The 23853-nt window shown below is 70.2% G+C and carries 21 protein-coding genes and 1 tRNA gene; 8 read left to right on the top strand and 14 right to left on the bottom strand.

Annotation, left to right across the window (positions count from 1 at the left end; genetic code table 11):
• Window positions 1-132 precede the first annotated feature (132 nt).
• Window positions 133-1629 carry a polyprenol phosphomannose-dependent alpha 1,6 mannosyltransferase MptB gene (gene mptB / locus ACFYWM_RS06055; RefSeq protein ID WP_389909245.1) on the top strand — a complete coding sequence of 499 codons (1497 nt, stop codon included), beginning with the start codon at window positions 133-135 and terminating at the stop codon, window positions 1627-1629.
• On the opposite strand, the gene ACFYWM_RS06060 is transcribed toward mptB, so the two are convergent.
• Window positions 1511-4027, bottom strand: a complete 2517-nt coding sequence (locus ACFYWM_RS06060; RefSeq protein WP_389909248.1) for a hypothetical protein — start codon at window positions 4025-4027, stop codon at window positions 1511-1513. The two genes, mptB and ACFYWM_RS06060, sit on opposite strands and share 119 nt — an antisense overlap.
• A 65-nt stretch (window positions 4028-4092) precedes the next feature.
• On the opposite strand from ACFYWM_RS06060, the gene ACFYWM_RS06065 reads away from it, so the two are divergent.
• From ACFYWM_RS06065 to serS, 3 genes are all read left to right on the top strand, one after another.
• Entirely contained in the window at window positions 4093-5499 is a 1407-nt protein-coding gene (locus ACFYWM_RS06065; protein WP_389909251.1) for a glycosyltransferase 87 family protein, read from the top strand.
• Window positions 5500-5725: 226 nt separating this feature from the next.
• Window positions 5726-6646, top strand: coding sequence for a prephenate dehydratase (gene pheA / locus ACFYWM_RS06070; RefSeq protein ID WP_389909254.1), 921 nt, complete (start codon window positions 5726-5728; stop codon window positions 6644-6646).
• Between the two features lie 151 nt (window positions 6647-6797).
• Window positions 6798-8060, top strand: coding sequence for a serine--tRNA ligase (gene serS, locus ACFYWM_RS06075; RefSeq protein ID WP_389909257.1), 1263 nt, complete (start codon window positions 6798-6800; stop codon window positions 8058-8060).
• An 87-nt stretch (window positions 8061-8147) separates the two neighbouring features.
• Here serS and ACFYWM_RS06080 read toward each other — a convergent pair whose 3' ends face one another.
• Both ACFYWM_RS06080 and ACFYWM_RS06085 read right to left on the bottom strand, forming a co-directional pair.
• Window positions 8148-9752, bottom strand: a complete 1605-nt coding sequence (locus tag ACFYWM_RS06080; protein WP_389909260.1) for a hypothetical protein — start codon at window positions 9750-9752, stop codon at window positions 8148-8150.
• A gap of 425 nt (window positions 9753-10177) precedes the next feature.
• A complete protein-coding gene (locus ACFYWM_RS06085; RefSeq protein ID WP_012886943.1) occupies window positions 10178-10381 on the bottom strand; it encodes a cold-shock protein in 204 nt (67 codons plus the stop codon).
• Window positions 10382-10615: 234 nt separating this feature from the next.
• On the opposite strand from ACFYWM_RS06085, the gene ACFYWM_RS06090 reads away from it, so the two are divergent.
• Window positions 10616-11416, top strand: a complete 801-nt coding sequence (locus ACFYWM_RS06090) for an HAD family hydrolase (RefSeq protein ID WP_389909263.1) — start codon at window positions 10616-10618, stop codon at window positions 11414-11416.
• Between the two features lie 138 nt (window positions 11417-11554).
• Here the strand turns inward: ACFYWM_RS06090 and ACFYWM_RS06095 are convergent, their stop codons facing one another.
• Window positions 11555-12070 carry a bacterial proteasome activator family protein gene (locus tag ACFYWM_RS06095; protein ID WP_389909266.1) on the bottom strand — a complete coding sequence of 172 codons (516 nt, stop codon included), beginning with the start codon at window positions 12068-12070 and terminating at the stop codon, window positions 11555-11557.
• A gap of 4 nt (window positions 12071-12074) precedes the next feature.
• Complete coding sequence (locus ACFYWM_RS06100; protein WP_389909269.1) at window positions 12075-13031, bottom strand: NAD(P)H-quinone oxidoreductase; 957 nt, start codon at window positions 13029-13031, stop codon at window positions 12075-12077.
• Window positions 13032-13148: 117 nt separating this feature from the next.
• Between ACFYWM_RS06100 and ACFYWM_RS06105 the strand changes: the two genes are divergently transcribed.
• The 3 genes from ACFYWM_RS06105 (at window position 13149) to ACFYWM_RS06115 (ending at window position 16479) form a co-directional block, all read left to right on the top strand.
• Window positions 13149-15596 carry an AAA family ATPase gene (locus tag ACFYWM_RS06105; RefSeq protein WP_389909272.1) on the top strand — a complete coding sequence of 816 codons (2448 nt, stop codon included), beginning with the start codon at window positions 13149-13151 and terminating at the stop codon, window positions 15594-15596.
• Window positions 15597-15715: 119 nt separating this feature from the next.
• Window positions 15716-15804 (top strand) — tRNA-Ser (locus ACFYWM_RS06110).
• A 195-nt stretch (window positions 15805-15999) separates the two neighbouring features.
• The gene (locus tag ACFYWM_RS06115) at window positions 16000-16479 is read left to right on the top strand and encodes a hypothetical protein (protein ID WP_389909275.1); all 480 of its coding nucleotides are present in this window, start codon (window positions 16000-16002) and stop codon (window positions 16477-16479) included.
• A gap of 84 nt (window positions 16480-16563) precedes the next feature.
• Here the strand turns inward: ACFYWM_RS06115 and ACFYWM_RS06120 are convergent, their stop codons facing one another.
• From ACFYWM_RS06120 to ACFYWM_RS06160, 9 genes are all read right to left on the bottom strand, one after another.
• Window positions 16564-17934 (bottom strand): tyrosine-type recombinase/integrase, encoded by a 1371-nt coding sequence (locus tag ACFYWM_RS06120; protein WP_389909278.1) that lies wholly within the window; start codon window positions 17932-17934, stop codon window positions 16564-16566.
• Window positions 17931-18125, bottom strand: a complete 195-nt coding sequence (locus tag ACFYWM_RS06125) for a helix-turn-helix domain-containing protein (protein ID WP_364231741.1) — start codon at window positions 18123-18125, stop codon at window positions 17931-17933. Before ACFYWM_RS06125 ends, ACFYWM_RS06120 begins: the two co-directional genes overlap by 4 nt.
• Window positions 18122-19861, bottom strand: a complete 1740-nt coding sequence (locus tag ACFYWM_RS06130) for a replication initiator (protein ID WP_389909281.1) — start codon at window positions 19859-19861, stop codon at window positions 18122-18124. The genes ACFYWM_RS06125 and ACFYWM_RS06130 overlap by 4 nt, the downstream gene beginning before the upstream one ends.
• Window positions 19858-20052: a hypothetical protein gene (locus tag ACFYWM_RS06135; RefSeq protein ID WP_389909284.1), complete on the bottom strand. Its 195-nt coding sequence runs from the start codon at window positions 20050-20052 to the stop codon at window positions 19858-19860. Before ACFYWM_RS06135 ends, ACFYWM_RS06130 begins: the two co-directional genes overlap by 4 nt.
• Window positions 20052-21497 carry an FtsK/SpoIIIE domain-containing protein gene (locus ACFYWM_RS06140; protein WP_389909287.1) on the bottom strand — a complete coding sequence of 482 codons (1446 nt, stop codon included), beginning with the start codon at window positions 21495-21497 and terminating at the stop codon, window positions 20052-20054. Before ACFYWM_RS06140 ends, ACFYWM_RS06135 begins: the two co-directional genes overlap by 1 nt.
• 83 nt (window positions 21498-21580) lie before the next feature.
• Window positions 21581-21901, bottom strand: coding sequence for a hypothetical protein (locus tag ACFYWM_RS06145; RefSeq protein ID WP_389909290.1), 321 nt, complete (start codon window positions 21899-21901; stop codon window positions 21581-21583).
• Window positions 21898-22323: a plasmid replication, integration and excision activator gene (locus ACFYWM_RS06150; protein ID WP_389909292.1), complete on the bottom strand. Its 426-nt coding sequence runs from the start codon at window positions 22321-22323 to the stop codon at window positions 21898-21900. The genes ACFYWM_RS06145 and ACFYWM_RS06150 overlap by 4 nt, the downstream gene beginning before the upstream one ends.
• A 119-nt stretch (window positions 22324-22442) precedes the next feature.
• Window positions 22443-23177, bottom strand: coding sequence for a GntR family transcriptional regulator (locus ACFYWM_RS06155; RefSeq protein WP_389909295.1), 735 nt, complete (start codon window positions 23175-23177; stop codon window positions 22443-22445).
• A gap of 237 nt (window positions 23178-23414) precedes the next feature.
• A partial coding sequence (locus ACFYWM_RS06160; RefSeq protein WP_389909298.1) for a transposase occupies window positions 23415-23853 on the bottom strand: 439 nt, incomplete at its 5' end.

Raw genomic sequence — 23853 nt, forward strand, 5'->3', positions numbered from 1 at the left:
TCGCAGCCCCGGTCCGCCGGTACGTACCGGCGGTGCACACCGCTGCCCGGATCGCCGATCCGGGCAGCCGGGCACCGGGTGGCTCGGCGGGCAGCGCACCGGGCACCGTGCCGGGTGTGCTGGAATTTGCGGGTGACTCGGGATGCGTCGGTCGTCGACGAGAGGCGGAGTCCCGCCGGCGATACGCCGCGCGGGCTCGACGTCGCCGCGTTCGGAGCCGTGGGGCTCTCGGTGGCGGCCACGGTCCTGATCGGGCTGCTGGGCCCCTCGGCCATGGTCCCGAGGCTGCCGGGCCCCTCCTGGCACCCTCCGTACTCGCTGGAGGCCCACCCCGGCGCCCATCTGGTCATCGCCATGGGCGCCTTCGCGATCGTGCTGGGCGGGCTCGGGCTCGCCGCCGCGCTCAGGTCCCGGTGGAAGCCCGACCCGCGCTGGCTGCTCGCCGCCGGATGCGCCGTGGCGGGCCTGCTCGCCTTCCTGCCGCCCTCCGGTTCGGCCGACCACCTCAACTACGCCGCGTACGGCCGCCTGGTCACGCTCGGCCAGGACCCGTACGCGATCACCCCCGCCACCCTGCCCGGTGACCCGGTCACCGGCGCGGTGGAGGAGTGGGGCGGTGTGACCAGCGTCTACGGTCCGGTCGCCACCGCCGTGCAGGCGCTGGCCAGTCTCGTGGGCGGCGACTCGGTCAGGCTGACGGTGTTCGCGATGGCCGTCGTCAACGCGGCGGCGTTCGCCGGTACGGCGCTGCTGCTGCACCGCTTCGCCAGGGGGAACGCGGACCTCCAGCGACGGGCGGCGCTGCTGTGGACGGTCAACCCGCTGATGATCTACCACCTGGCCGCGGGGATGCACGTCGACACCCTGGCCATCGCCTGCATGGTCGCCGCGCTCACGGTCCGCGGGGCCGCCTCGGGGCTGCTGCTCGGGGTGGGCATCGGCGTCAAGCTCAACGCCGGGCTCGTCGCCCTCGGACCGGCGTGGGAGCTGCGCCGCTCGCCCGGCAGGCTCGCCGTGGTGGCGGGGACCGCGACGGCCACCGTGGTGGCGGTCTACGCCGTCGCCGGGCCGCACGTGCTCGACCAGGTGAGCGCCGCCAGCAAGAAGGTCTCCCTCGCCACGCCCTGGCAGCTCGTCAAGGCGGGGCTCCAGTCGCTCTTCGGGCCGGGCGCTTACTCGGCCTGGATCCAGGTCGGGTCCCTGCTCCTGATGGCCTGCCTGGCCTGGCTGGTGCTGCGGGTTTTAAGACCGCAGGGAGCGTCAGGAACATTGGGCACATCGCCCGCCGACACCGCGCCCGCCGTCGCCGCCGCGATGGTGGTCGCCTGGCTGTTCGCCGCGCCGTACGCGCTGCCCTGGTACGACGGGCTGGCCTTCGCGCTGCTGGCCATGGCCTCCTGGCCCGCGCTGGAGGCGTTCATGGTGGCCAGGGTCGTCGTGCTGTCGCTGGGCTATCTCCCGGCCAGGGAGGCGCTGCGGCCCGACGACCTGCTCTGGACGAAGACCCTGCTCAGGGAGACGGTGGTGCCGTGGACGCTGCTGGCACTGACGGCCGCCCTGGCGTGGTGGGCGGCGAGAGCCGGACGGCGCGCACGCAGGCGGCCAGCGTCAGCGGCACCGCGACCGTGAGCGCCATGGCCGGGATCGCGATGCCCGAGTCGTTCATCAGGAACCCGATCAGCGCGCAGGCCAGCGCCCCGAGCAGCCCGGCGCGCAGCGCGGGCGCGAGCGCGTAGGCCCGGCCCAGGGCCGACGCGCCCCACCGCGACGGGCGGTCGAGCACCAGGAACAGGAACGCCAGCGCGACCAGCGAGAGCAGCGACAGCGACCAGTTGCCGACCGTGACCCCGATCATCGCGCCGAACTTGCGGCCGACCACGGTCCAGGCCTCCCCGTCCAGCACCTGCTGCACGAAGGCGCCCAGGTGGGTGCGCTGCTCGGTGGGCCGCAGCCAGTCGACCACAGCTATGGCGCCGATCAGCAGGCCGCCCGCGAGGCCGACCAGTACCAGCTTGACCAGCGAGATCCGCCCGCCGGACAGCAGGATCAGGAAGACCGCCACCCCCACCAGGAACGCCGGGACCCCGCCGAAGTCGGCACCCCACGCGGGCCAGCCGTCGGCGAACACCGCCAGCCCGCCGTACGCCGAGCACACCGCGAGCGCGAGCGCCCGGCGGTTACGCGAGATCAGCCACTGGGCGATCCCGGCGAGGGCGAGGATCGTGCCCGCGGAGTAGACGGCGAAGGCGATGTTGCTGAAACCGTAGAAGCGCCCGCCGGTGACCGGCTCGTAGCCGGTGACCGCGTTCACCTGCAGCGCCGAGCCGGTCATCACGTCGGCCAGCAGCGCCACCGAGGTGACGGCGGCGACCACCGTCAGCGGGCCGAGCGGGTGGGCCCGCCACGGCCCGGCGAGCGCCACCCCGGCGATCGCGCAGGCGAGGCCGAGGATGGTCACGATCACCCAGACCATCGGCGCGGGCAGGCTCCACCAGGGGACCAGCTGCGCCAGGAAGGTGGAGATCGCGATCGCCCCGCTGACCACGGCGACGACCCGGACGGCCGCCAGGGCGCGGGAACCGCCCCAGCCGCGGCGGATCGCGACGGCGGCCAGCAGGTAGAACAGGATCTGCACCGCCACGAACACCGCGAAGAACGGCCCCCTCACCTCGCGCAGCACCTGGCTCGCCAGGTCGTCGTCGGCCAGCTTCCCGGCCCTCGCCGCGACCTGCTCCCCGCTCGGCACGTCGCCCAGCCAGGCGCGTCCCACGACCCCGTGGGGGACCTTCATGCCCAGCAGGCCGATCGCGGTGGCGGTCAGGTCGGTGTTCGTGACCAGGCCGTCCTGGCGGGTGGAGGTGGCGGTGAGGTAGCCGCGCGCGTACGTCCCCCCGTCGGGGGACGGGCCCCGGGCGATCGCCACGTGCAGGTGGGGCGCCGCCGAGGTGTCGGCCAGGCCCCCGACCAGGACCGTGGTCCCCGTCACCGGGTTCCCCGTCACCGGTGACGGGGTCAGTCGGTCGAGCACCGCGCCCACCACGCGGTCGGCCCCGGCCGCGGCCTCCCGTCTGACCTGGGCGGTCATGTCGTCGGGAAAGCCGCCTGCGGCGCCGTCCGGGGTGTTGGTGGGGGTGTCGGCCGAAGTGCTGTTCGGGGTGTTGGTGGGGGTGCCGGTCGGAGTGCTGTTCGGGGTGCCGGGCAGGGGGAGGCCGCCGGTGGTCCAGGCCCCGGTGAGGTCGCCGGCCTCGACCACGATCAGCCCGTACGGGGACAGGTCGCCCAGGTCCTCGATGCTCGCCGCATATTTCCCGATTTTTCCTGACCTGTTGGCGGCGGCGAGCGCGGCTCCCGGCCCGACGGCGGCCACCTTCAGGCCCGCTCCGGTCGCGAGCTCGCCCAGCTGCCCGAGAACCGGCCGGTAGGAGGTCGCGGCGTTGAAAGCGGACAGCTCGGCCCAGCCAGGCACGCTCGCCCCGCCGCCGGGGGCCGCCTCAGGTGCGCGCGGGGGCTCGCAGCCCGTGCCGGGCGCGCCCGCCCGCTGGCCCGCCGACACCGTCAGCCAGCCCGCCACCGGGCAGGTGATCCCCCGCTCCGGCGGCGGGACCGCCCGGGTGGACATGGACGCGGACCCGCCCTCGTCCGCCAGCCTCCACAGGTTCGGGGTCCGTCGCGGGTCCAGGTCGCTCCACTCCAGGCCCGGTATCCCGATGATCACAACCTTCGCGGGAAGCTTCCTCGCCGGGGCGCCCGCCGTACCGGCGCCGGAGGCCCCCGGAGCGCCCGGAGCCTTCGCGACCCCTGGTGTGTCGGAGGCGGCGAAGGCCTGCGAGGCGCCGGGGACGCCGAGAAGCACGCAGAGCAGGGCAAGCAGCAGAACCAGCGGCAGGGTCGGCAGGGCCGACGACAGGGCCGGCAGCGGGGACGCGGCGGCCGGGGCGGTCCCGGCGGGCCGGTGCAGCGCCGGTCGCGTCGAGATCCCGCCGGTGGCGGGGCCCACGTCCCCGTGACCGCGGTGTGTCGAAGCCATCCGGTTCCCCTGTCCGTATCCGTCGGGCGGCCGTTTCCCCGGGCCCCACGGTAACCTGCCTGCTCGTGAGGACTGGCGAGGTGACCACGACCGACCGGCGCCCCCGGGTGTGGCTGTCGCGGCTGGCATGGCTGCCCGCGTTGCTGCTCGTCGCCGCCGCGGTGGCCCCGCTGGTGCTCCACTGGCTGGGCAACGTGGACGACCAGCGCCTGGTCGACCTGGACGTTTACCGTACCGGCGGGGCGGCGGTCCTGGAGGGGCGGCCCGTCTACGGGTTCGTCACCCCCGCGCCGCAGCTGCTGCCCTTCACCTACCCGCCGGTGGCGGCGCTGCTGGCCACCCCGCTGGCGGCGATGTCCTGGACGGCGGCGCAGTGGGCCTGGACCGCGCTGATCTTCCTCACCCTGGCGATCACCGTCTGGCTCTCCTTCCGCGCGGTGCTCTCCTTCCGCGCGGCGCTCGGCGGGACGGGCTCCGTGCCGGGTACGCCGAACGGGAGGGACGGCACGCCGAACGGGAGGGACGGCACGCCGGGCGAGGAGCGCAGCACGCCGGGCGAGGGAAGCAGCATGCCGGGTGGGGCGGGCATGCCGGGTGGGGCGGGCCGCCTGTGGACGCCGCTGCTGTTCGCCGCCCTGATGATCGCCTGCACCTACCTGATGCCGATCAGGGACCAGGTCCGCTTCGGCCAGGTGGACATCCTGCTCGTCGCGATCTGCCTGGCCGACTGCGTGGCCCGGCGCCCGGTGTGGCCGCGCGGCATGCTGATCGGCCTGGCCACCGCGGTCAAGCTCACCCCCGGCGTCTTCCTGATCTACCTGCTCATCGCCGGTTTCGGGCCCGGCGCGAGGCGGGAGCACCGCGGCGCCTTCCTCGTGGCCGCGCTCACGGCCGGGCTGCTGACCCTGTTGCCGTTCCTGGTGATCCCGGCGGACGCCGCCGACTTCTGGTTCCGGGCGCTGCTCGATCCCGAGCGGCTCGGCGCCAACGCCGCGACCACCAACCAGTCGATGCGCGGCATGCTCATCCGGCTCTACCTGCCCGACGTGCTGACGAGCCTGCTCTGGATGGCGCTGGTCGCCGTGGTCGCCTGGTACGGCTTCCGCCACGCCCGCAGGGCCCTGCTCGACGGACACCTCGTGGCCGGGGTCGCCCTGGTCGGGCTGATGGCCGTGTTGCTGTCACCGGTCGCCTGGATCCACCACCTCGCCTGGGTGGTCGTGGTGCTCGGCGCGCTGGCCGGTGACGGGCGCGACCCGGTCAGGCTCCGGGTGGCCGCCGGGGTCTGGCTCTACTACGTGCTGCCCATCCCCTGGTGGGGGGTGACGATCAAGGCCGCGGAGATCCCGGTGCTCAGTCCCGTGCTCGGCAAGATCGTGCAGAACGGGTTCGGCCTGGGCGCGCTGGCCCTGGTCTGGTTGCTGGGGGTATGGCTGCCAAGACGGAGAGAGACCTTCCGGGCCCTCTCCTGACTCTCTGTCTCCTGGCGGTTCCGGTCGCCTCTCCGGCGGAATACGGCCCCGTACGCGGGACGGCCAGAAGGGACGGCGGCGCCGGGCGGGACGTGGCCGTCGAAAAGAACGATCCAGCGGAAACGGCCCCTGACGTGGAAAGACTTCGAGTGGTCACGCTGAGATCGGCCGCGTCGGTATGTAATCCTCCGCACATTTTCTAACAATCGCCGGATAACCTGGGGGCATGTCGAAACTCGCTTACCTGGGACCGGAGGGGACCTTCACCGAGGAAGCCCTGCGCATCCTGGCGCCCGAGGCCGAGCGCCTGCCGAGCCCGAACGTCACCGCGGCCCTGGACGCCGCCCGGCGAGGCGAGGCCGACGGAGCCGTCGTCCCGATGGAGAACTCGCTCGAAGGCGCCATCACCACCACCCTCGACGAGCTCGCCCGGGGCGAGTCGCTGCTCATCACCGCCGAGCTGCTGCTCCCCGTCGAGTTCTCGCTCCTGGCGCGTCCCGACACCGAGATCGGCCACATCAAGCGGGTCTTCACCCACCCCGCGGCCATCACCCAATGCCGCAACTTCATCGCCCGCGAGCTGCCCGACGCCGTGGTGGTCGCCGCCCCGTCGACCGCCGCCGCGGCGCAGGAGGTCGCGCTTCCCGGCTCGCCGTACGACGCGGCCATCGCCGCGCGCATCGCCGGTGAGCACTACGGCCTGGTCGAGCTCGCGGCCAGGATCGGCGACCGCACCGACACCGTCACCCGGTTCGTCCAGGTGTCGCGTCCCGGCCCGCTGCCCGAGCCGACGGGGGCCGACCGCACCTCGCTGGTCGTCTTCCTCGCCGACGACCACCCGGGCGCGCTGCTGGAGATGCTGACCGAGTTCTCCGTCCGCGGCGTCAACCTCTCCCGCATCGAGTCGCGGCCCACCGGCGACGGCATCGGCCGCTACTTCTTCCACTTCGACTTCGAGGGCCACGTCGCCGACGCCCGCGTCGGGGAGGCGATCTCGGGTCTGCACCGGATCTCCGCCGAGGTCCGCTTCCTGGGCAGCTACCCGCGCGCCGACGGTCTCTTCCCGCAGATCAAGCACGGCACGAACGACGACGACTTCTCCGGGGCCGCGAGCTGGCTCAGCAGGGTCCGCACCGGCCAGGTCTGACCGTCACCCGCCCCCGCGAGCCGGCCCCCGCCGGAGAGTGTCCGCCAAAGGCGTCCCGGCAAGCGGGGAACCAGCCGGAAACGGGCGCCGCGGGGGACGGGACGGTTAATCCGGGCGCGGGTGCGAGCCGTACATCGGTAGCCTTGTGGCTGTGATTGACCTGCGTACCCTTCGTGAGGATCCCGACCGGCTACGGGCGTCGCAGCGTGCCCGCGGTGAGGACGACTCTGTCGTCGACACGCTGCTCGACCTCGACGAGCGGCGGCGCGGCGCGCTGAGTCGCTTCGAGACGCTCCGCGCCGAGCAGAAAACCGTCGGCAAGTCGGTCTCCCGTGCCTCCGGGGAGGAGAAGGCCGCCCTGCTGGGCCGGGCGAAGGACCTCTCCTCGCAGGTCAAGTCCGCCGAGACCGAGGCCGAGGGGCTCGGCGCCGAGCTCGACGAGCTGCTCTACACGGTCCCCAACCTCGTGGAGGAGGGGGCTCCCCCCGGCGGCGAGGACGACTACGTCGTGCTGGAGGAGATCGGCGAGAAGCCGTCCTTCGGCTTCGAGCCCAAGGACCACCTGGCGCTGGGCGAGCTGCTCGGCGCGATCGACATGGAGCGCGGCGCGAAGGTCTCGGGCTCGCGGTTCTTCTTCCTGAGGGGTGTCGGCGCGCGGCTGCAGCTCGGGCTGCTCAACATGGCCATGCAGCAGGCGATCGAGGCGGGCTTCGTCCCGATGATCACGCCCGTGCTGGTCAAGCCGGAGTCGATGAAGGGCACCGGTTTCCTCGGCGCCCACGCCAGCGAGGTCTACCACCTGCCCGACGACGACCTGTTCCTGGTCGGTACGAGCGAGGTGCCGATGGCGGCCTACCACGGTGACGAGATCCTGGACGGCTCCGCGCTCCCGCACCGCTACGCGGGATGGTCCTCGTGCTTCCGCCGCGAGGCGGGCTCGTACGGCAAGGACACCCGGGGCATCATCCGGGTCCACCAGTTCGACAAGGTCGAGATGTTCTCCTACGTGCGTCCCGAGGACGCGCACGCCGAGCACCTGCGCCTGCTCGACTGGGAGAAGGAGATGCTGGCCAAGGTCGAGCTCCCCTACCGGGTGATCGACACCGCGGCCGGAGACCTGGGGTCCTCGGCGGCGCGGAAGTTCGACTGCGAGGCGTGGGTGCCCAGCCAGGGCCGCTACCGCGAGCTCACCTCGACCTCCAACTGCACCGACTTCCAGGCCCGCCGCCTCGGCGTCCGCTTCCGCGACTCGGGCGGCAAACCCCAGCACGTGGCCACCCTGAACGGCACGCTGGCCACCACCCGCTGGATCGTCGCCATCCTGGAGAACCACCAGCAGGCCGACGGCTCCGTCGTGCTCCCCAAGGCCCTGCGGCCGTACGTCGGCCTCGACGTGCTCGAACCCGTCAAGTAGACCGTTCGGGCCCGCTCAAGACCGTTCAGGCCCGCTCGGGGCCGCTTGTGAGGAGGGCCCCGCCGCGCGGCGGGGCCCTCCTCGCGTTCACGCCGGACGTCCCTCCATCTCCCCCGTCTCCCCCGCCCCTTCCGCTCCCGCCGGGCCCGCCCAGCCGACCAGGACGGACGCCCCCACTCCGGCACCGCCGACGAGCCAGGCGAGGAACCCCACCGTCGAGTAGTCGTCGATGACGCCCGACTCCCAGCCGGTGAAGAGCATCCACATCGACAGCGGCGTACAGGAGGCGATGACGACCAGCGCCAGCCAGGTCCGCGCCGGTACGCGCGCGATGATCGCCGCCAGCGCGACGAGGAGCGTCGCGACGAGGGCGCAGAAACCACCGAGCGCGGCCACCAGAACGCCGAAGTCGATGAGGTCGTGGGAACGCCCGCCGGACGGCAGGGCGAGCACGAAACCGACCGCGGCGAGAACGTGCGCGAACACGGTCATGCCGGGGTTCCGCCTCACGTGACGGCGCGCCACGGCCATGCCGGACATGAAGCCGAGCAGGCCGACGAACAGGCCGATGCGGTGCTCGGTCGCCAGTCCGACACCCGGCGCGTCGAGCGGGATCGCCGCGTTCGCGGAGAAACCCCCGTCGGACAGGCCCATCCGCCGCCAGTTTCCCCGCGCGTCCCGTACGACGATGCCGTCGTCGCCGTTGGCCGCCACCACCACGTGCCCGTCCGGTACGCGTTGCACCGCGATGGCCGAGGAACCCTGCCACGACCGTGACCACCGCTCCTCCGTACGCCGCTGGAGAGCCCCCTGGCGTCCTTCGGAGACCGCCCACACGGTGTCCCAGCCGGCCCCGCCGTCCCGGGACTCGTCCACCGCCAGCCGGGGAGGGACGACGCGGTAGCAGTGCGCGGGCTCGTCGGGCAGGCAGGCCCGGGTCACCCGATCGGGGACGGACGAGGACCCGGGTTCCGCGAGCCCCGGGCTCGGCGAGGGGGACGCCACGTCCGGCAGGGGGGAGGATTCCGGCGGGTCCGAGGGCGGGAGGCTTCGGGGACCCTGCTCCCGGACGGGAAGGGCGGCCCACGTACGGCCGCCGTCGCTGGAGACGATCTCGGTCTCATGGTCCATGACCACGGTGATGGCCTCGCCACGTACGAAGACCTGGGTCGCGGCGGGCGGCCCCGGTTCGGCCGAGGTCGCGGTCACCCCGACGAGGGCGACCGGGACGATGACCAGCGCGCGGACCCGCCGTGCCGGGTGACCGGCACCGCACCGGCGCCAGACCAGCCACGCGGCGCCCAGCGCGGGCAGGGCCACCAGGTCGGTCGGGTCGGCCAGGACGAGCGAGGGGCCGGCGACCAGGGTCCACGCCCGTGAGGCGAGTTCCGCGCCCGCCTCCGTGGTCTTGACCAGGGTGAAGCCGACGCCGGTGGCGGCGATCGCGACCAGGGCGACGAGCCGGGCGCGAACAGGGGAGGAACCGGTCCGGGAGAGGGCGAGGCCCGGCGAGAGGACGAGGGCGAGCACGGGCGGGGCGACCAGCAGCCCCGCGACGTCGCTCAGCTTGCCGGTGACGAGCCCCGGCCACAGGGCCTTGAGGAGATGGTCGTTGATCAGCAGTACGAAGGTGGCGACCACGGTCGCCGGATGACCGAACCAGGCGAGGAGGGGCGCTCGCGAAGTTTCCATGACCGGGTAGATCCGCCGCGACGAGCCCCGGTTCGGGGCTGGCGGCCTTCGTGACCGAGGCGTGTCCCGGATGGCCGAGGCGTGTCCCGGATAGGCGAGGTGTCTCCCGGATAGGCGAGGCGTGTCCCGGAGCCCGGGTGGCGCGCGCGGTCCCGCCCCGGGCGGAGCGTGCTCGCCGGTGACGCCCGGCACGTCCACAGGCACATGGGAGGGCGGGAAGTGGTCCTTCCCGCCACAGTCCTGGCCGGAGCCCTCAGGGGCGCTCTCAGAGGCGGGAAGGGGGCCGGGCCGCTACGCCCCGCCCCCGGATCTTCCAGGGCTACGTCCGCCCTCGGATCTCCCGGAGGGTCGGGGCCCGGGAAACCGAAAGGCGGGGTCCGCCAGAAGCGAACCCCGCCTTCCCGTTCAACCAAGAGGTCTATGCGTCAGACGGCGCGGACCTGCGAGGCCTGCGGGCCCTTCTGGCCCTGGGTGATCTCGAACTCGACCCGCTGGCCGTCTTCGAGGCTACGGTAGCCGTTGCCCTGGATCTCGGAGAAGTGCACGAACACGTCCGGTGCACCGCCGTCCGGTGCGATGAAGCCGAAGCCCTTTTCAGCGTTGAACCACTTGACGGTTCCCTGAGCCATTAAAGCTCTCCCTCAGGATTTGAAACTTTGGGATTCACACCTCATGAACCCCATGTGTCGTACAGCGGGCCCCGGGGTGGCTCAGTCAAACTGGTTTTCACAACGGGATTCAGCTAATACAACGCCATCACATCTAACACTATCCGGCGCAGGCGTGTTCCCGCCATGAGGAAGATTCCTGACCGGATCCCGGGGCCGACAGGTCGGCCATCACAGTGCACACTGGGACGTGTTATGCAAAGCCCCAGGCTGGTCGCCACCGACCTCGACGGCACCGCGCTGCGCTCGGACGGCACCGTCTCCCCCCGTACGGCAGCCGCTTTTGCGCTTGTGGAGAACGCCGGGGCCACGCTGGTCTTCGTGACCGGCCGGCCGCCTCGCTGGATGCACATGGTCGCGGGAGCCGTACGCCATCGGGGGCTGGCCATATGCGCCAACGGAGCCCTCGTCTACGACCTGCACAGTGAGCAGATCGTCAAATCCCACCTCATCCACCCGGACGTGCTTGAAGAGGTCGTGAGGCGCCTTCGCGAAAAGGTTCCCGACCTTGCGTTCTCTGTGGAATACGAGGGCGGATTCGCCCACGAATCGGACTTCCGTCTCGGAGGATGGGACAGTAAGTCGGTTACCGGACTCCGCGTCGGAACGGACACGCTTACCTCGCGGCCCTGCGCCAAACTCCTGGCGCTGCATCCCACGATGGATCCCGACATCCTCCAGGCGGCGGTCTGCGGGCTGGTCGGCGACCTGGTCACCCCCACCCACTCCAGCGGCCGGGCGCTGATCGAGATGAGCGCGCACGGTGTGACGAAGGCCTCGGCGCTGTCCCACCTGGCCATGTCGCTCGGGATCACGGCCGAAGAGGTGATCGCCTTCGGCGACATGCCCAACGATCTTCCGATGCTCCGGTGGGCCGGCGTCTCGTACGCCGTCGCGAACGCCCACCCGGAGGTGCTGGCCGCGGTCGATCACGTGACCGCGGCCAACAACGACGACGGGGTCGCCGGAGTCCTTGAGGAGTTCTACGGAGCGTGACGCCGTGCCCTCCCGCCGCGTGCGGCGCGCTCCCCGCGAGCGCGGAGCCGTGCGGCCTCAAAGCCTTACAGGCCTACAGGTAGAGGCCCGCGAGCCTTACAGGTTCACAGGTAGAGGCCCGCGTTCAGCCTTACAGGCTCACAGGTAGGGGCCCGCGTTGCCGCCCGGAGGGCCCTCCTGCTGCTGGAGGGACATGCCGCCGGGCAGGGCCCTGCGCATGTTCTCCAGCTGGGCGCGAGCCGCCATCTGCTGGGCGAACAGCGTGGTCTGTATGCCGTGGAACAGCCCTTCGAGCCAGCCGACCAGCTGCGCGTGGGCGACCCGGAGCTCCGCCTCGCTGGGCGGGGTGCCGTTGACGTCCTCGGTGAACGGCAGCGAGAGCCGTTCCAGCTCCTCGACCAGCTCCGGCGCGAGACCGTCCTCGAGCTCCTTGATGGAACTCTGGTGGATCTCCTTGAGCCGCTTGCGGCTGGCCTCGTCCAGCGGGGCCGCCCGGACCTCCTCGAGGAGCTGACGGATCATGCTGCCGATGCGCATCACCTTGGCGGGCTGCTCGACGAGGTCGGCGATGGACCGGCTCTCGCCCTCCTCCTCCGCCTGGGAGCCCTGGGGCCCCACGACCACGATGTGCGGAGTGCTCTCCTCAGCGTTCATAGCCTCAACTTACTAGCAGGATTTTCCCGATGTGTTCTCCGGACTCCAGGATGCGGTGAGCCTCGGCCGCGTCGTTCATCGGCACCCGGGCGTGCACCACGGGCCGGATGGCCCCGGCGTCGAGCAGGGGCCAGACGTTGTCCACGACCCCGCGTACGATCGCCCCCTTCTCGTCGACGGGCCGGGAGCGCAGCGCGGTGGCGTGCACCGAGGCCCGCTTCGCGAGCAGGGCCCCCAGGTTCAGCTCGCCCTTCGTGCCGCCCTGCAGGCCGATCACCACCAGCCGGCCGCCCGTCTTGAGGACCTTGACGTTCCCCGGCAGGTACTTGCCGCCCATGATGTCGAGGATCACGTCGGCCTTCACGCTCTCGGAGAAGTCCTCCCGCCGGTAGTCGATCCCCTCGTCGGCGCCCAGCTCCAGGCAGCGGGCGATCTTCTCGGGGGACCCGGCGGTGACGACCACGCGCGAGCCGAACGCCTTCGCCAGCTGTACGGCCATCGTGCCGATCCCGCTGGCGCCGCCGTGGACGAGGAGGGTCTCGCCCTTCCGCAGGCGCGCGGTCATGAAGACGTTGGACCAGACCGTGCAGGCCACCTCGGGCAGCCCGGCGGCGTCGACCAGGTCGACGCCCTCCGGCACCCGCATGAGCTGCTGCCAGGGAACGGCGACCTTCTCGGCGTACCCGCCGCCGCTGAGCAACGCGCACACCCGGTCGCCCGGCGCGAACCCCTCGACGTCCGATCCCACCGCCTCGACCACGCCGGAGCACTCCAGGCCCGGGTACGGGGAGGCACCGGGGGGCGGGTCGTAGAATCCCTGACGCTGCAGCGCGTCGGCCCTGTTGACCGCGGAGGCGGCCACGTCGATGATGACTTCGCCACGCTGGGGCAGCGGATCGGGAACCTCCCGCCACGTCAGAACTTCCGGTCCACCTGGTTTATCGATCACGATGGCGCGCATGTGAGCAAAGGTATCCGCTGAGCCCCAACTTGGTGGTTGCTCACGTTGACAGGAACACAGGGCGTTAACCTGCTATGTGTTTGCTGCCCTTTTATGCCCATCCCGAGGGGGAACACGGTGGCAAGACACGATCGTGAGGAATCTCTCGAGGAACAGCTCGCGTGGCTCGACGCCATCAAGGAGCAGGAGGAGGAGGCGCCCGCCCTGGCGGTGAAGGCCACCGCGGTGGACGACGCCGTCGTCTCGCCGTACCCGCAGGACCCCTGGAGCCTGGTCCCGGCCGAGCCCGACGCGACGTCCTCGCCGCTGTTCCGCGCGGCCGTCGACTCGGCCCACCCGGTCGCCGACCCGCCGGTGGAGGACGCCGACGCGGCCGACTGGATGGAGGCCTCCGACACGGTGAGTTCCTTCACCGTGCCCGCCCCGGCGTCCGGCAAGCAGGACAACGACGGCTTCCTCGCGCCGCTCAAGCCACTGCCGCGCCAGGAACAGGCCGACACCGGTGACTACGGCCCCGCCGACTACACCGAGCCGCACATCCGCACCCCGTTCGCGGCGCCCGCGCAGGAGCCGACCCGCGGGCTGTTCGAGCAGCCCCAGCGTTCGGCGGAACCGGCGGCCTCGGCCCCCGCCTCGGCCGACGCTCCCGACGCGGAGCCGTCGAAGCCGTCGTCCTCGGACACCGAGCGGTTCACCTTCGGCAGCACGGAGTTCGGCGGTGACTCCGACCGCTTCTCCTTCGGAAGCGGCGGCACGCGTTCCACCCAGGGCGGCGGGGACTTCTCCTCGACCAGCGGAGAGCTCTCCGCCGGGACCTCCAGGACCTCCGGGACCTCCGAGGCCGGCCGGTCCGCGTCCGGCGCGTCCGAGTCCGGTAAGTCCGGCGGGTCCGACGGTGGCGACCGATTCTCGCCGGATGCCGTGGAGGCCGACTCCTCCACCGCCGACGCCGAGCACGACCGCGACCGTACGACCTTCGGTTCCTTCGAGCCCTTCGAGCCCGCGGCGACGTCGGTGATCAAGGAGCCGCCCAGGCAGGCACCCGAGCGCTTCGAACCGGCCTCGGACCGCTTCGAGCCCGTCGCGGACCGCTTCGAGTCCACCTCGGACCGCTTCGAGCCCGTCGCGGCGCCCGTTCCCTCGTCCGGTCCCGAGCCCGAGCCCGCCGACTCGTTCCGGGCCCCCGAGTCCTTCGGCACCGACAGGCCCGAGGCGGCCGCGCCACCGGAGCGTCCCGCCACCTCGGGCGCGTTCGGCCCGGAGCCCTCCTCGGGCTCCTTCGGCGCGGAGACCGCTCCCGGTTCCCGCGGCTCATTCGGTACGGAGCGTTCCAGCTCGTCCTTCGGGACGGAGCGTTCCAGCTCGGCTCCGCCCCCTCCATCCGGCTCTTCCGGCTCCTCTGGTTTCGCGGCCTTCTCCGGCCCCACGGCCTTCGCGCCGGGCCGGGACGCTCCCGCCCCCGAGCGGGACCCGTCCCAGGAGCGCACGGAACGGGAGAGCCCATTCGCACCCGGACGGGACGCGGCCGAACCGGTGCGGGAGCCGTACCAGGCACGCCGCCGCCAGACCACCCCGGCACCCGCCTTCGGCGCACCGGCCAGGCAGCAGCAGCCTCCGGGCACCGCCGCCCGGCAGTCCGCCGACAGCCTGGACCCGGAGTCGCTGCTGAGGGGCCGTCGCAACGCGCCCGCCGGTGGCTGGCGGAAGCTGGTCTACAAGGCGTCGGCCGGGCTGATCAAGCCCGGCGAGTCCCCGGAGGTCCGCCGCCGCAGGGAGCTGGTCGGCCGCGCACGCACCCCGGTGGCCACCGGCCACCACCGGGTCGCCGTGCTCAGCCTCAAGGGCGGTGTCGGCAAGACCACGACCACGGTCGGCCTCGGCGCCACGCTGGCGCAGGTACGCGGCGACCGGGTCATCGCGGTCGACGCCAACCCCGACCGGGGCACCCTGTCGGACAAGGTCGAGCTCGAAACCTCCGCGACCGTCCGCGACCTGCTCAACGAGCGGCAGCAGATCAAGAGGTACGTCGACATCCGGGCCTTCACCTCCCAGGCCCCGTCGCGCCTGGAGATCCTCGCCTCCGACCGTGACCCGTCGGTGTCGGAGGCCTTCAGCGCGGCCGACTACCAGTCGGTCTCCCAGGTCCTGGAGAACTTCTACTCGATCTGCATCACCGACTGCGGCACCGGCCTGCTCCACTCGGCCATGTCCGGCGTGCTCGGCCTGGCCGACCAGCTCGTCCTGGTCAGCTCCCCATCCGTGGACGGCGCCCGTGCCGCCTCGGCGACCCTCGACTGGCTGGAGGCCCACCACTACGAGGAGCTCGTCCGCTCCGCGACCGTGGTGCTGTGCAGCGTCCGCCCGCGCTCGAAGTCGACCGTCGACCTCGACCGCCTGGAAGCGCACTTCGCGGCCCGCTGCCGCGCCGTCATCCGCGTCCCCTACGACCCGCACCTCGAGGAGGGCGCGGAGATCGACCTGGAAAGGCTGCAGCCCGGCACCCGCGAGTCCTACCTCCGCCTGGCCGCTTCGGTCGGCGACGGTTTCGCCGGAATCCAGTCCTGATCCACCCCCGGCAGGCGCCTCGCCCCCGAATCGGCGACGAGGCGCCCGCCGGGTCCGGGCACGCTCGGGCCAATGAGAGACTAGGGTGCAATCTGACACGTTCTCCGGACGTGTCGCCAGGAGAGCTCGCCTAGTGGACGATGGCGGCGGTCTTGAAAACCGCTAGGCCGGGTGACCGGTCTCGTGGGTTCGAATCCCACGCTCTCCGCTGAGCATCGCAAACGGCGTCTGACCAGGCACTTGGCCTCGGTGAGGCGCCGTTGATCGTTTCCGGGGTGTGCAGCCGTGTGCCGCTCTGAGCGGCCCCGAGTCGGTGTTCGCGGAATATACGCGGAATGATGTTGGTCGCATCCGCGCAGGTCGCGTTGCAAGAATCACTGCGGGACGCCTTCGAGGAGCGACGGTGGAGATGGTGGACTGGAGCCGGATACCCGGCCCGCGTTGGTACCGTCCCGGGGATGCTCAAGTCGCGGTGGAGGCGTTGGCGCACTTCGTCTCCGCTGGACAAGCCGTCCGCGCGCTGGCCGATCTGCGGTCCGCGGTCAGCAACGATCACGCCGGCACTCTCTACCCGGCCGCCGTCCCGGCTACAGGCGTTTTCCTGCGGGTCATCGGCGACCGGCCAGGCCCGCCCCGGCAGGAGGCTCTCAACACGCTGCTGGACTGGTGGGGCTGCTTCCAGCCCGAGCCGGGTTTCGAGACCTACGAAGATCCCTCATCTGGATCCGTCGCCCTGATCGAAGGCATCACGAGTCGCGTTCGTAGCGCCACAGATGTCCTCCACCGCGTCATGGATAATCCATCCGAAGGGGGAGGCCACCGGCCCGGCGCCAGGCTTCTGTTGGCCAAGCTCGATATGGGTTGGACCACCGCTGGCGCTTGACTCAAGCGAATGAGGCTGCTTGAGATCACTGGGAGAAAGCAAAGAGGCCCCGGGGGTTCCGGAGCCTCTTCAGTGCATGACCGATCATGCGGCCAATGCGTCGTCGATCCTGCGATTGGCGATCTCCGCGCCCCCGTCGATGCACTTGGCGTAGACCTTGAGTAGCACGTCCACCCCGTGTCCCGCCCGCTCCGCCACGTCGGGAGCCGCTACCCCGGCATTGAGCCACAGGGACACCGCCGCGTGCCGCAGGTCGTACGGCCGGGCAGCCAGGGGTGAGACCTGCTGTTCGGGAGTCAACGCGAAGGCCCGAGCCGCCTTCCACACCTCGCAGTAGGTCCCGATGGAGATCACGCCACCGCGAGAACTACGGAACAGTCGGCCGTCCTCGTGGACACCGAACTCCTCGATGTGTTCGCGCAGAATGGCCACCAACTCGGGCGGGATCGGCACGGGACGGCCCTCGTCCTCGGCCCGGTGCTTCAGGCCCCGATCGTCGTGACCCTCACCACTGTCGGTCCACTTCTTGTTCGTTTGCGGCTTGGACTTGGCCAGGACGAACCGCCCCCAGCCGGTCGCCGGAAGGTAGCAGTCCTGCTTGCGGAGCCCGAGTGCTTCGGCCGGGCGCAGACCCGCGAAGTAGAGGCAGGCGAAGAAGCCGCGCAGGTGCCGGCCACGGTCGAGACGGCTCACGTAGGTCACCGCGGTGAGCAGCTCCCGAGCCTGGGCCGGGTTGACCACCACGCGCCGATCCACGACCTCCCGGACCTTCGGAGGCTTCCACGCCTTCACCTTGTCGATCGGGTTGGAGGGCAGTTCTTCCAGGTCCACCGCGTACTGAAGGGCGTTGTAGAAGACCGACCGCTTACGGGCGATCGTGGTGGCAGCGGCGGCCCCACCATCGAGCCGGAGCGTCAGCGCGTCCAAGCCGAGCCGTACGTTCCGGACCTTGGCCAGGTCGGAGATGGAAAGGGAATGCCGTTCGAGCCAGGCCAGAGCCGTACGGATCTCCGGAGGTTGGGCGAGTTGACGAGCGGCCGGCGGAAGCGAGAACTGCCGCAGCACCTCCCTCAGAAGCAACGCGTCCGGCTTGCCAGGAGCGTCCTGGTCGACGAGGGCGGGTGTGATGGTCGCCAGAGCATCGGTGAGGCTGTCGCGCGTCTTGGCCGCCGCGTGAGGCCACTTCATATCCACATAGGCCAGAGCGAAGCTGAACCAGGTTGCCGCGCTCTTCACAGCCAGCAGGGACAACGGGAGGCCGGTCTCCATATCGAATGCCTCACCCCGCCTGGCCGCCTGCCTTAGGTCCGACAGGAAGCTTTCAGCGAGAGCCTTGGTTCGCAGGGTCTTGGACTTCTCTCGGCCTCCGACTTTCCAACGAATGACGTAAGACGGTGTCTTACTGGTCGCGTTCCGGCGAATCTCCCAGAACTTCACGTCGTAGGAGGTGTTCACGCCGCCTCCCGGAGGGTTTCAAGCCAGGCGGTGAAGTCGCTGCGGTAGATGCGGATCTCGCCGTTCGGGAGCTTGAGGCCCTGTGGAGCGTGGCCGATCTCTCGCCAGCGGTAGAAGGTGCGTCGAGACACCCCGCCGAGTTCGTCGAGGACTTCCGGAACGGTCATGAGCTGGTCGCGGTTCTTGCTCACGCTGCCTCCCGAATCTCGACTGCCGAAACGTTCTGTCCTTCTGCTCTGTCTTGGAGTTCGGCCAGGCGTGCTTTGGTGCGGTGGCGGTCGGCGATCCCGCGCAGCAGCCGTTTGGCCAGCGGAGTGCGAGTCGGATCCTTGGAGGAGACCGGCCGCCAGACGTAGCGGTGGGAGTCGGTCACGGTCTCATCGGGCAGGCCGAGCATGTCGAGGACCCAGGCCCGGCGGTCGGCCTTGTGCTCGCGCAGGGTCTTGTTCGACCACTTGCGCGAGACCAGCACGCGACGGCCCGCATAGCCGAGGTGTTCGGCCTTGTGCGCCTTGCCCTTGCACCGGCCCGGCAGCATGCCCGCCTTGGCGCCCTTGGGTTGCACGCCGTACCTCAGCCAGTTCGGGCAGGTGGCCGAGCACGGTTCGTAGCGCAGCGCCTCGACCATCCGGGTGGCGTGGTCACGGCGTGCGGGGTTCTCGGTGGCGGGGTCGTCAGGGTCGAGGGGATCACCCAAGCTTTTGGTCAGGTACTTGGTGAGGTAGCCGATGCGCTTGTGCGCGTCCGGCGATCCGGCCACGAGGCCCTGAACATCGACCTGGGCACCGAAGCGGACCACGTGCAGCGGTTCGGCCGCCTCGTCGGCGTCGAGCTGGTCGAGGGCCTCGTCCCAGGTGGGCAGCAGTTCTCCCGTGGCGGGGTCGAGGTAGTCGCCGGCCTGGCCGTCCGGGTAGGTGGCGCCGTCACCCAGGTCGGCCCGTTCCGCCCAGATGGGCAGGTGCTCACCGTCGAAGCGGACCTCAGTGACCGATGGCCACCACACCTGGTGGTAGGTCGCCGCAGCGATCGCCTTGATCTCCGCGCGCGGCATGGTCCCGCGGATTGCCATGTGCAGGTGCGGGGCGAGCCGCTTTTGTGGTTCGACGGTGGCGAAGTACTGCACGTCATAGCCCGCCACCCGGCGCAGGTTCTGCACGAACCGATCGACGAGCTTGGAGAAGTGCAGCGCATCGCGAGCAGCCGCCGCGTAGTCGTAGGTGCTCGGATCGACCGGCACACCCAGCCCGGAGCGGACACGGCCGTAGGAGGGCAGGGTGAGGGTGACGAACAGCGATGGGCGGTAGACCCTGCCATCGGGGGCGATGAAGGTCCGGCCGAGGGTGGTGTCCTGCTTGGCCCGCTTGGGCAGGTCCGGCGCGTCCTGGCGGCGCCTCGTCGACCGCGAGCGCTTGGGAGCCGTCCGCCCACCGAGGACATTGCCCCGCATCCCGGCGGCATTGATCTCCGCATCAATGCCCGCGATGGCCTCGTCCCAGTCGGCGACCTCTTCGCCGTTCCTCTCGGCCTCGTCCCGCTTGGCTTCCACGTCGGCCCGGAACTCGATCAGCCATTTCTGATCATCGGTGGAGGGGTGGGGTTCGGCGACGGGTTCGTGGTCGAGGTGCCAGCCCTCCCGGCACTGCGCCCGGCGCAGCTGCTGATTGCGTTTGGCGCACGGCGGGCACTTGGCTTCCTGCGTGGTGCCGCAGGGGATGTCGAAGGGTTCGCTCTGGCCGGTGTGGGTGTCCAGGCGTCGCATCTCGATGGGACGGATACAGACGCCGTTGAGCTTGGCCACCTCGATGGCCACGTCCAGAGCGACGGGCAGGGTGTCACGGACGAGACGGGGAAGGGTGCGATCAGCACCGTTCGGCGGGGTGTCGGTCGAAGGGGTGTCGTTCGGGGAGGGAGTGAGGGTGTCGGTCACATGGCCCCCTTCGGGTCGACGAGATCGGCGCAGATCCGGTAGGTGTCGCGGTAGGGGTGTTTGCGCAACCGGGCGGAGTCGAGGTCGACGATCACCGTCACTTCGGCGAGGTCGGAGCCGTCAACGGTGTGCAACCGCTGGAAGGGAAGGCTCGCGATCTGGGCCGGGGTGGCGTGCAGGATGATGCGCATCAGGCCGCCCCCTCCATCTCGATCGGCAGCGTGTCACTCGTGACCAGAGCCGCCATGTCTCTGATGTCGGCATCGGAGACGTAGGCCGCGCGCACCCGAATGGGATCGGGGGAGGTCTCCAAGCGGACGTAGGCGACGCCCGCGCCCTGCTCGGGGATCGGGGAGATGTGATCGGCCAGCGCTCCCCGATCACGGGCACCGTCGCCGAGAACCATGTCCACCTGTTCCGACTCATCCAGGCGGAGCGCGATCTTGTCGGGGAACAGGTTGCGGATGTTCATGACCTCCTTGCGCGGGTCCTGGAGCGCGGCCATCACGCCGAACCCAACCGCACGGCCCTGGGTGGTCAGCGTCGCCAGCGCGGCGGAGATACGGAGCTTGAGGCCCTTGTCGGACTGGTAGGCGGTGAGGAACGCCACCTCGTCGACGAGCACCAGGACGAACGGGTCATCGAGGGTGGGGGTGTGGGAGCGCTGGAGTCCGGTGTAACGGTCGGCCCGCTCCTGCATGATCTTCACGGCTGCTTCCAGCAGATCGGCGCACGCGGCTGGATCGGCGGCGTAGCGGTCTTCGAAGATCTCGCGTCCGTAGGACAGTTCCATCCGCTTGGGATCCAGCGCCCACACCTCAGCGACACCGGCCCGGACCGCCGGGAGGAGACCACGGATGGCCGACCACAGGAACGAGCCCTTGCCCGCACCCGTCGCGCCCGCGATGAGTACGTGCGTGCCGTGCACCTTGAGCAGGTACGGGTGACCGTCCTCGCACTTACCGATCTCGACCGGCCCCACCGAGGCAGTCGCTGGGAGGGGAACCGCCGGCAGAGGGAGGGCCAGCGGGTCATGGCGGGGAAAGGTCAGTTGGAGGCGACCGGCTCGCACGATGGCCACCCGGCAGGAGGAGGCGCCGAAGCCGTGGGCGAGGTGGTCGATGCGGTCGGACCAGTCCTTGACTGACTGCCCGCTGATCATCTTCACCGTGACCACATCGGCCCAGGACGTGCAGGAGACGCGGACGAGGTGGGGAAGGTAGTCGCGGCCCTGGAGGTGACGACCGAGGCCGGAGATGATCATTACCGGTTGCCAGTGACGGCGGTAGATCCACACCAGGCGCCACCAGGCCAGCAGGCGCCAGCCCACCCAGCGCAGGAACGAGGCTCGATCCAGCAGCGCCCAGATGGTCAGATTCAGGACGAGCACGGCGAGCGGGGTGACGGCGAATTCCCAGCCGTACAGGAGGCCGAGCATAGCGGGAACGACGAGCACGGTCACGATGACCGGGTGGCGCCAGATGAGCCGGATCACCCCGACCAGCAGAGGCCACAGGAAGATGGTGATGGTGAGGATGGCCGGGGTACGGACCACGGCCGGGCGGAACACTACAGCAGTGTCGGGGGTCGTCGTGACGAGGGTGCGTGCCTCGTCACCGGGCAGTTTTTTGAACATTAGGCTTGAGCCCTCTCTTGATTCGCGTCTGGGGAGAACCGAGGGGCCGCCGGAATGCCAGTTCCAGCGGCCCCGCTTGCATGTCAGGCAGCGACCTCGTCCAAGCCGGGCAGCATCGGGGTAGCCGCCTGGTCGGTGTAGAGCTGTTCGCAGTTGGCGAGGTAGCGCGCGGCGGCATCGGCGATCTTTCGGGCGAGGTTCACGTCCCGCTCGGTGACCGGTCCGGCGCCGGTGGTGGAGACCGTCACGTGTGCCTCACGAGAGGACAGGGTCAGGAAGGGGCGGTCGCGCCCACCTCCGAGCGCCATGACCGACACGTCCGGCGTGTAGAAAGAGACGTCGAGCCGGGTGCCGTCCTCATCGACCGACAGCGAGGCGCGGGTGTAGGGGATGTGCTCGCTCACGCCGCCATCTCCTTACCGGCCGAAGCCTTGACCGCACCCGAGCCGGACCGAGGAGCGCGCATCGCGGTTGCCCGCAGGGACCAGGCCAGACGGCCCGTCTTCTCGGCGACGTAGGCGGTGGCGGTCATGCCGTCGAACTCCACCGGGACGAACGGCATGTTGGGCAGCGGGGGCGGGGGAACCGGCTGGACCGGGGACAAGATCTTGACCGCCACCGTCTTCTGAGTGGCCTTGAGGGTGGGGTCGGCGTCCATGACGGCGACCTGCCAGACGAGTTCGCCGGTGGTCTTGTCCTTGGCGTAGACGGTGCGTCCGCCGGTGGAGGCGGTGAAGTCCTTGACCTGCTCGACCTCGCCGACGATGTAGCAGCCGTGCGGGAAGACCTGGTCGAAGCTGACGGGGATGGAGCCTTGGATGGCCATGATGTGTTCTCCTATTGTCTAGTCGCTCTGTCGCTAACTCGTACTGTCGAGTTGAAGTTAACTGATGAACGTATACTCGACAAGTCGAGTTTCCATCTGAATGTGTGGTCTACATCACACTACAGAGAGTAGGTGTCTTCCAACTCATGGAGCGTCCCCGGTAGGGCGACCTCAATGATCATGACTTGGCGATTCCCGGCGAAGACCCGGGCCGTCACTCCCATGACTGCCGTCGTCTTGTTCAGCCCCAACAGCTTGATCTCATCGGCCGTAGGGTGACGAGCTGCCAAGCGCTCGATGACGTGATCCAGCCGCAGATTCTTGACCGCCTGCACGTGCTGACGAATGCCCACCGTCAACGGCAGTGCTTTGCCGAGATCGGTTCCTTCTGCCAGTTCGACCGGACACCAGAAGGTGACCAGTTCGCACGGCTCGCCCCCGTCGCTCAGCAAGACCCGGCGCATCATGATCGGCGCCCCGGTGGGCAGAGCCAACGTCGCCGCGATGTTCGCCGGAGCCGGACGCGGACCCGCCTCCAATACCGCAGCGCCCTGGTTGGCTTCTGCACGATCCAAGACAGCACGGCCAGGCCGGGAGAAGTCCTCCTCAGCCAGCGGGGGCGCCATCTTCACATACGAACCCTTGCCGTGCTCCCGGTCGATGAAGCCCCGCAGCTGCAACACCTGGAGTGCTCGCACCACGGTAGGACGACTGACCGCGAACTCCCGGATCAGCTGCGTCTCCGAGGGCAGCAAGGAACCGGGCGGATAGGTGCCGTCCGTGATCTTCTGCCGGATCTGCGCAACAATCTGGGCGTACTTGGGAGGCGCGTACTCCTCGCCGGAAACAGACATATTAACAACCCAACTACTCGACTTGTCGTCAGCATAGATGACTTCCGACTTGCAAAGCGAGCACTCTCTGGCAGGTGAGGAGTGTGGTGGTGCGAGACCTCCGGCGCCCTCCGCAACCAGTCACCGCACCACCACACTCGTCTAGCGAGCCCGCCCGGCCAGCAACGCCGACCAGACGGGGTCACGTCCAGCGAAGTGGTGTATGAGTTGACCTTCGCGTGATCCTGTTTCTGCAGGTTAAGCGGTAAGTGTCTGCGGGATGGGATTGTGCTGCGGTGTGTCGCCGGCGATGACGCGCATCCGGGTCTTGGCGAGAACGTCCAGGCCCATGTAGCGGCGCGCCTCGGTCCACTCATCACTTTGCTCGGCCAAAACCGCACCGACAAGACGAACGATCGAGCCGCGGTCAGGGAAGATCCCGACCACGTCGGTGCGGCGGCGGATCTCCTTGTTCAACCGCTCCTGGGGATTGTTCGACCAGATCTGCCGCCAGACCTCCCGAGGGAAGGCGGCGAAGGCCAGGAGCTCTTCACGGGCGGCGTCCAGGTGCTCGCACGCGGCCGGATACTTCGCTTCCAAAGCGTCGATGACCCAGGTGTGCTGGGTGCGCACCGCGTCACTGGTGGGCTGGTCGAAGATGGTGCGCACCAAGGTCGCCACCCACGGCTGCGCCGAT

Source organism: Streptosporangium sp. NPDC002721 (genome assembly GCF_042888905.1).
Taxonomy (GTDB): Bacteria; Actinomycetota; Actinomycetes; order Streptosporangiales; family Streptosporangiaceae; genus Streptosporangium.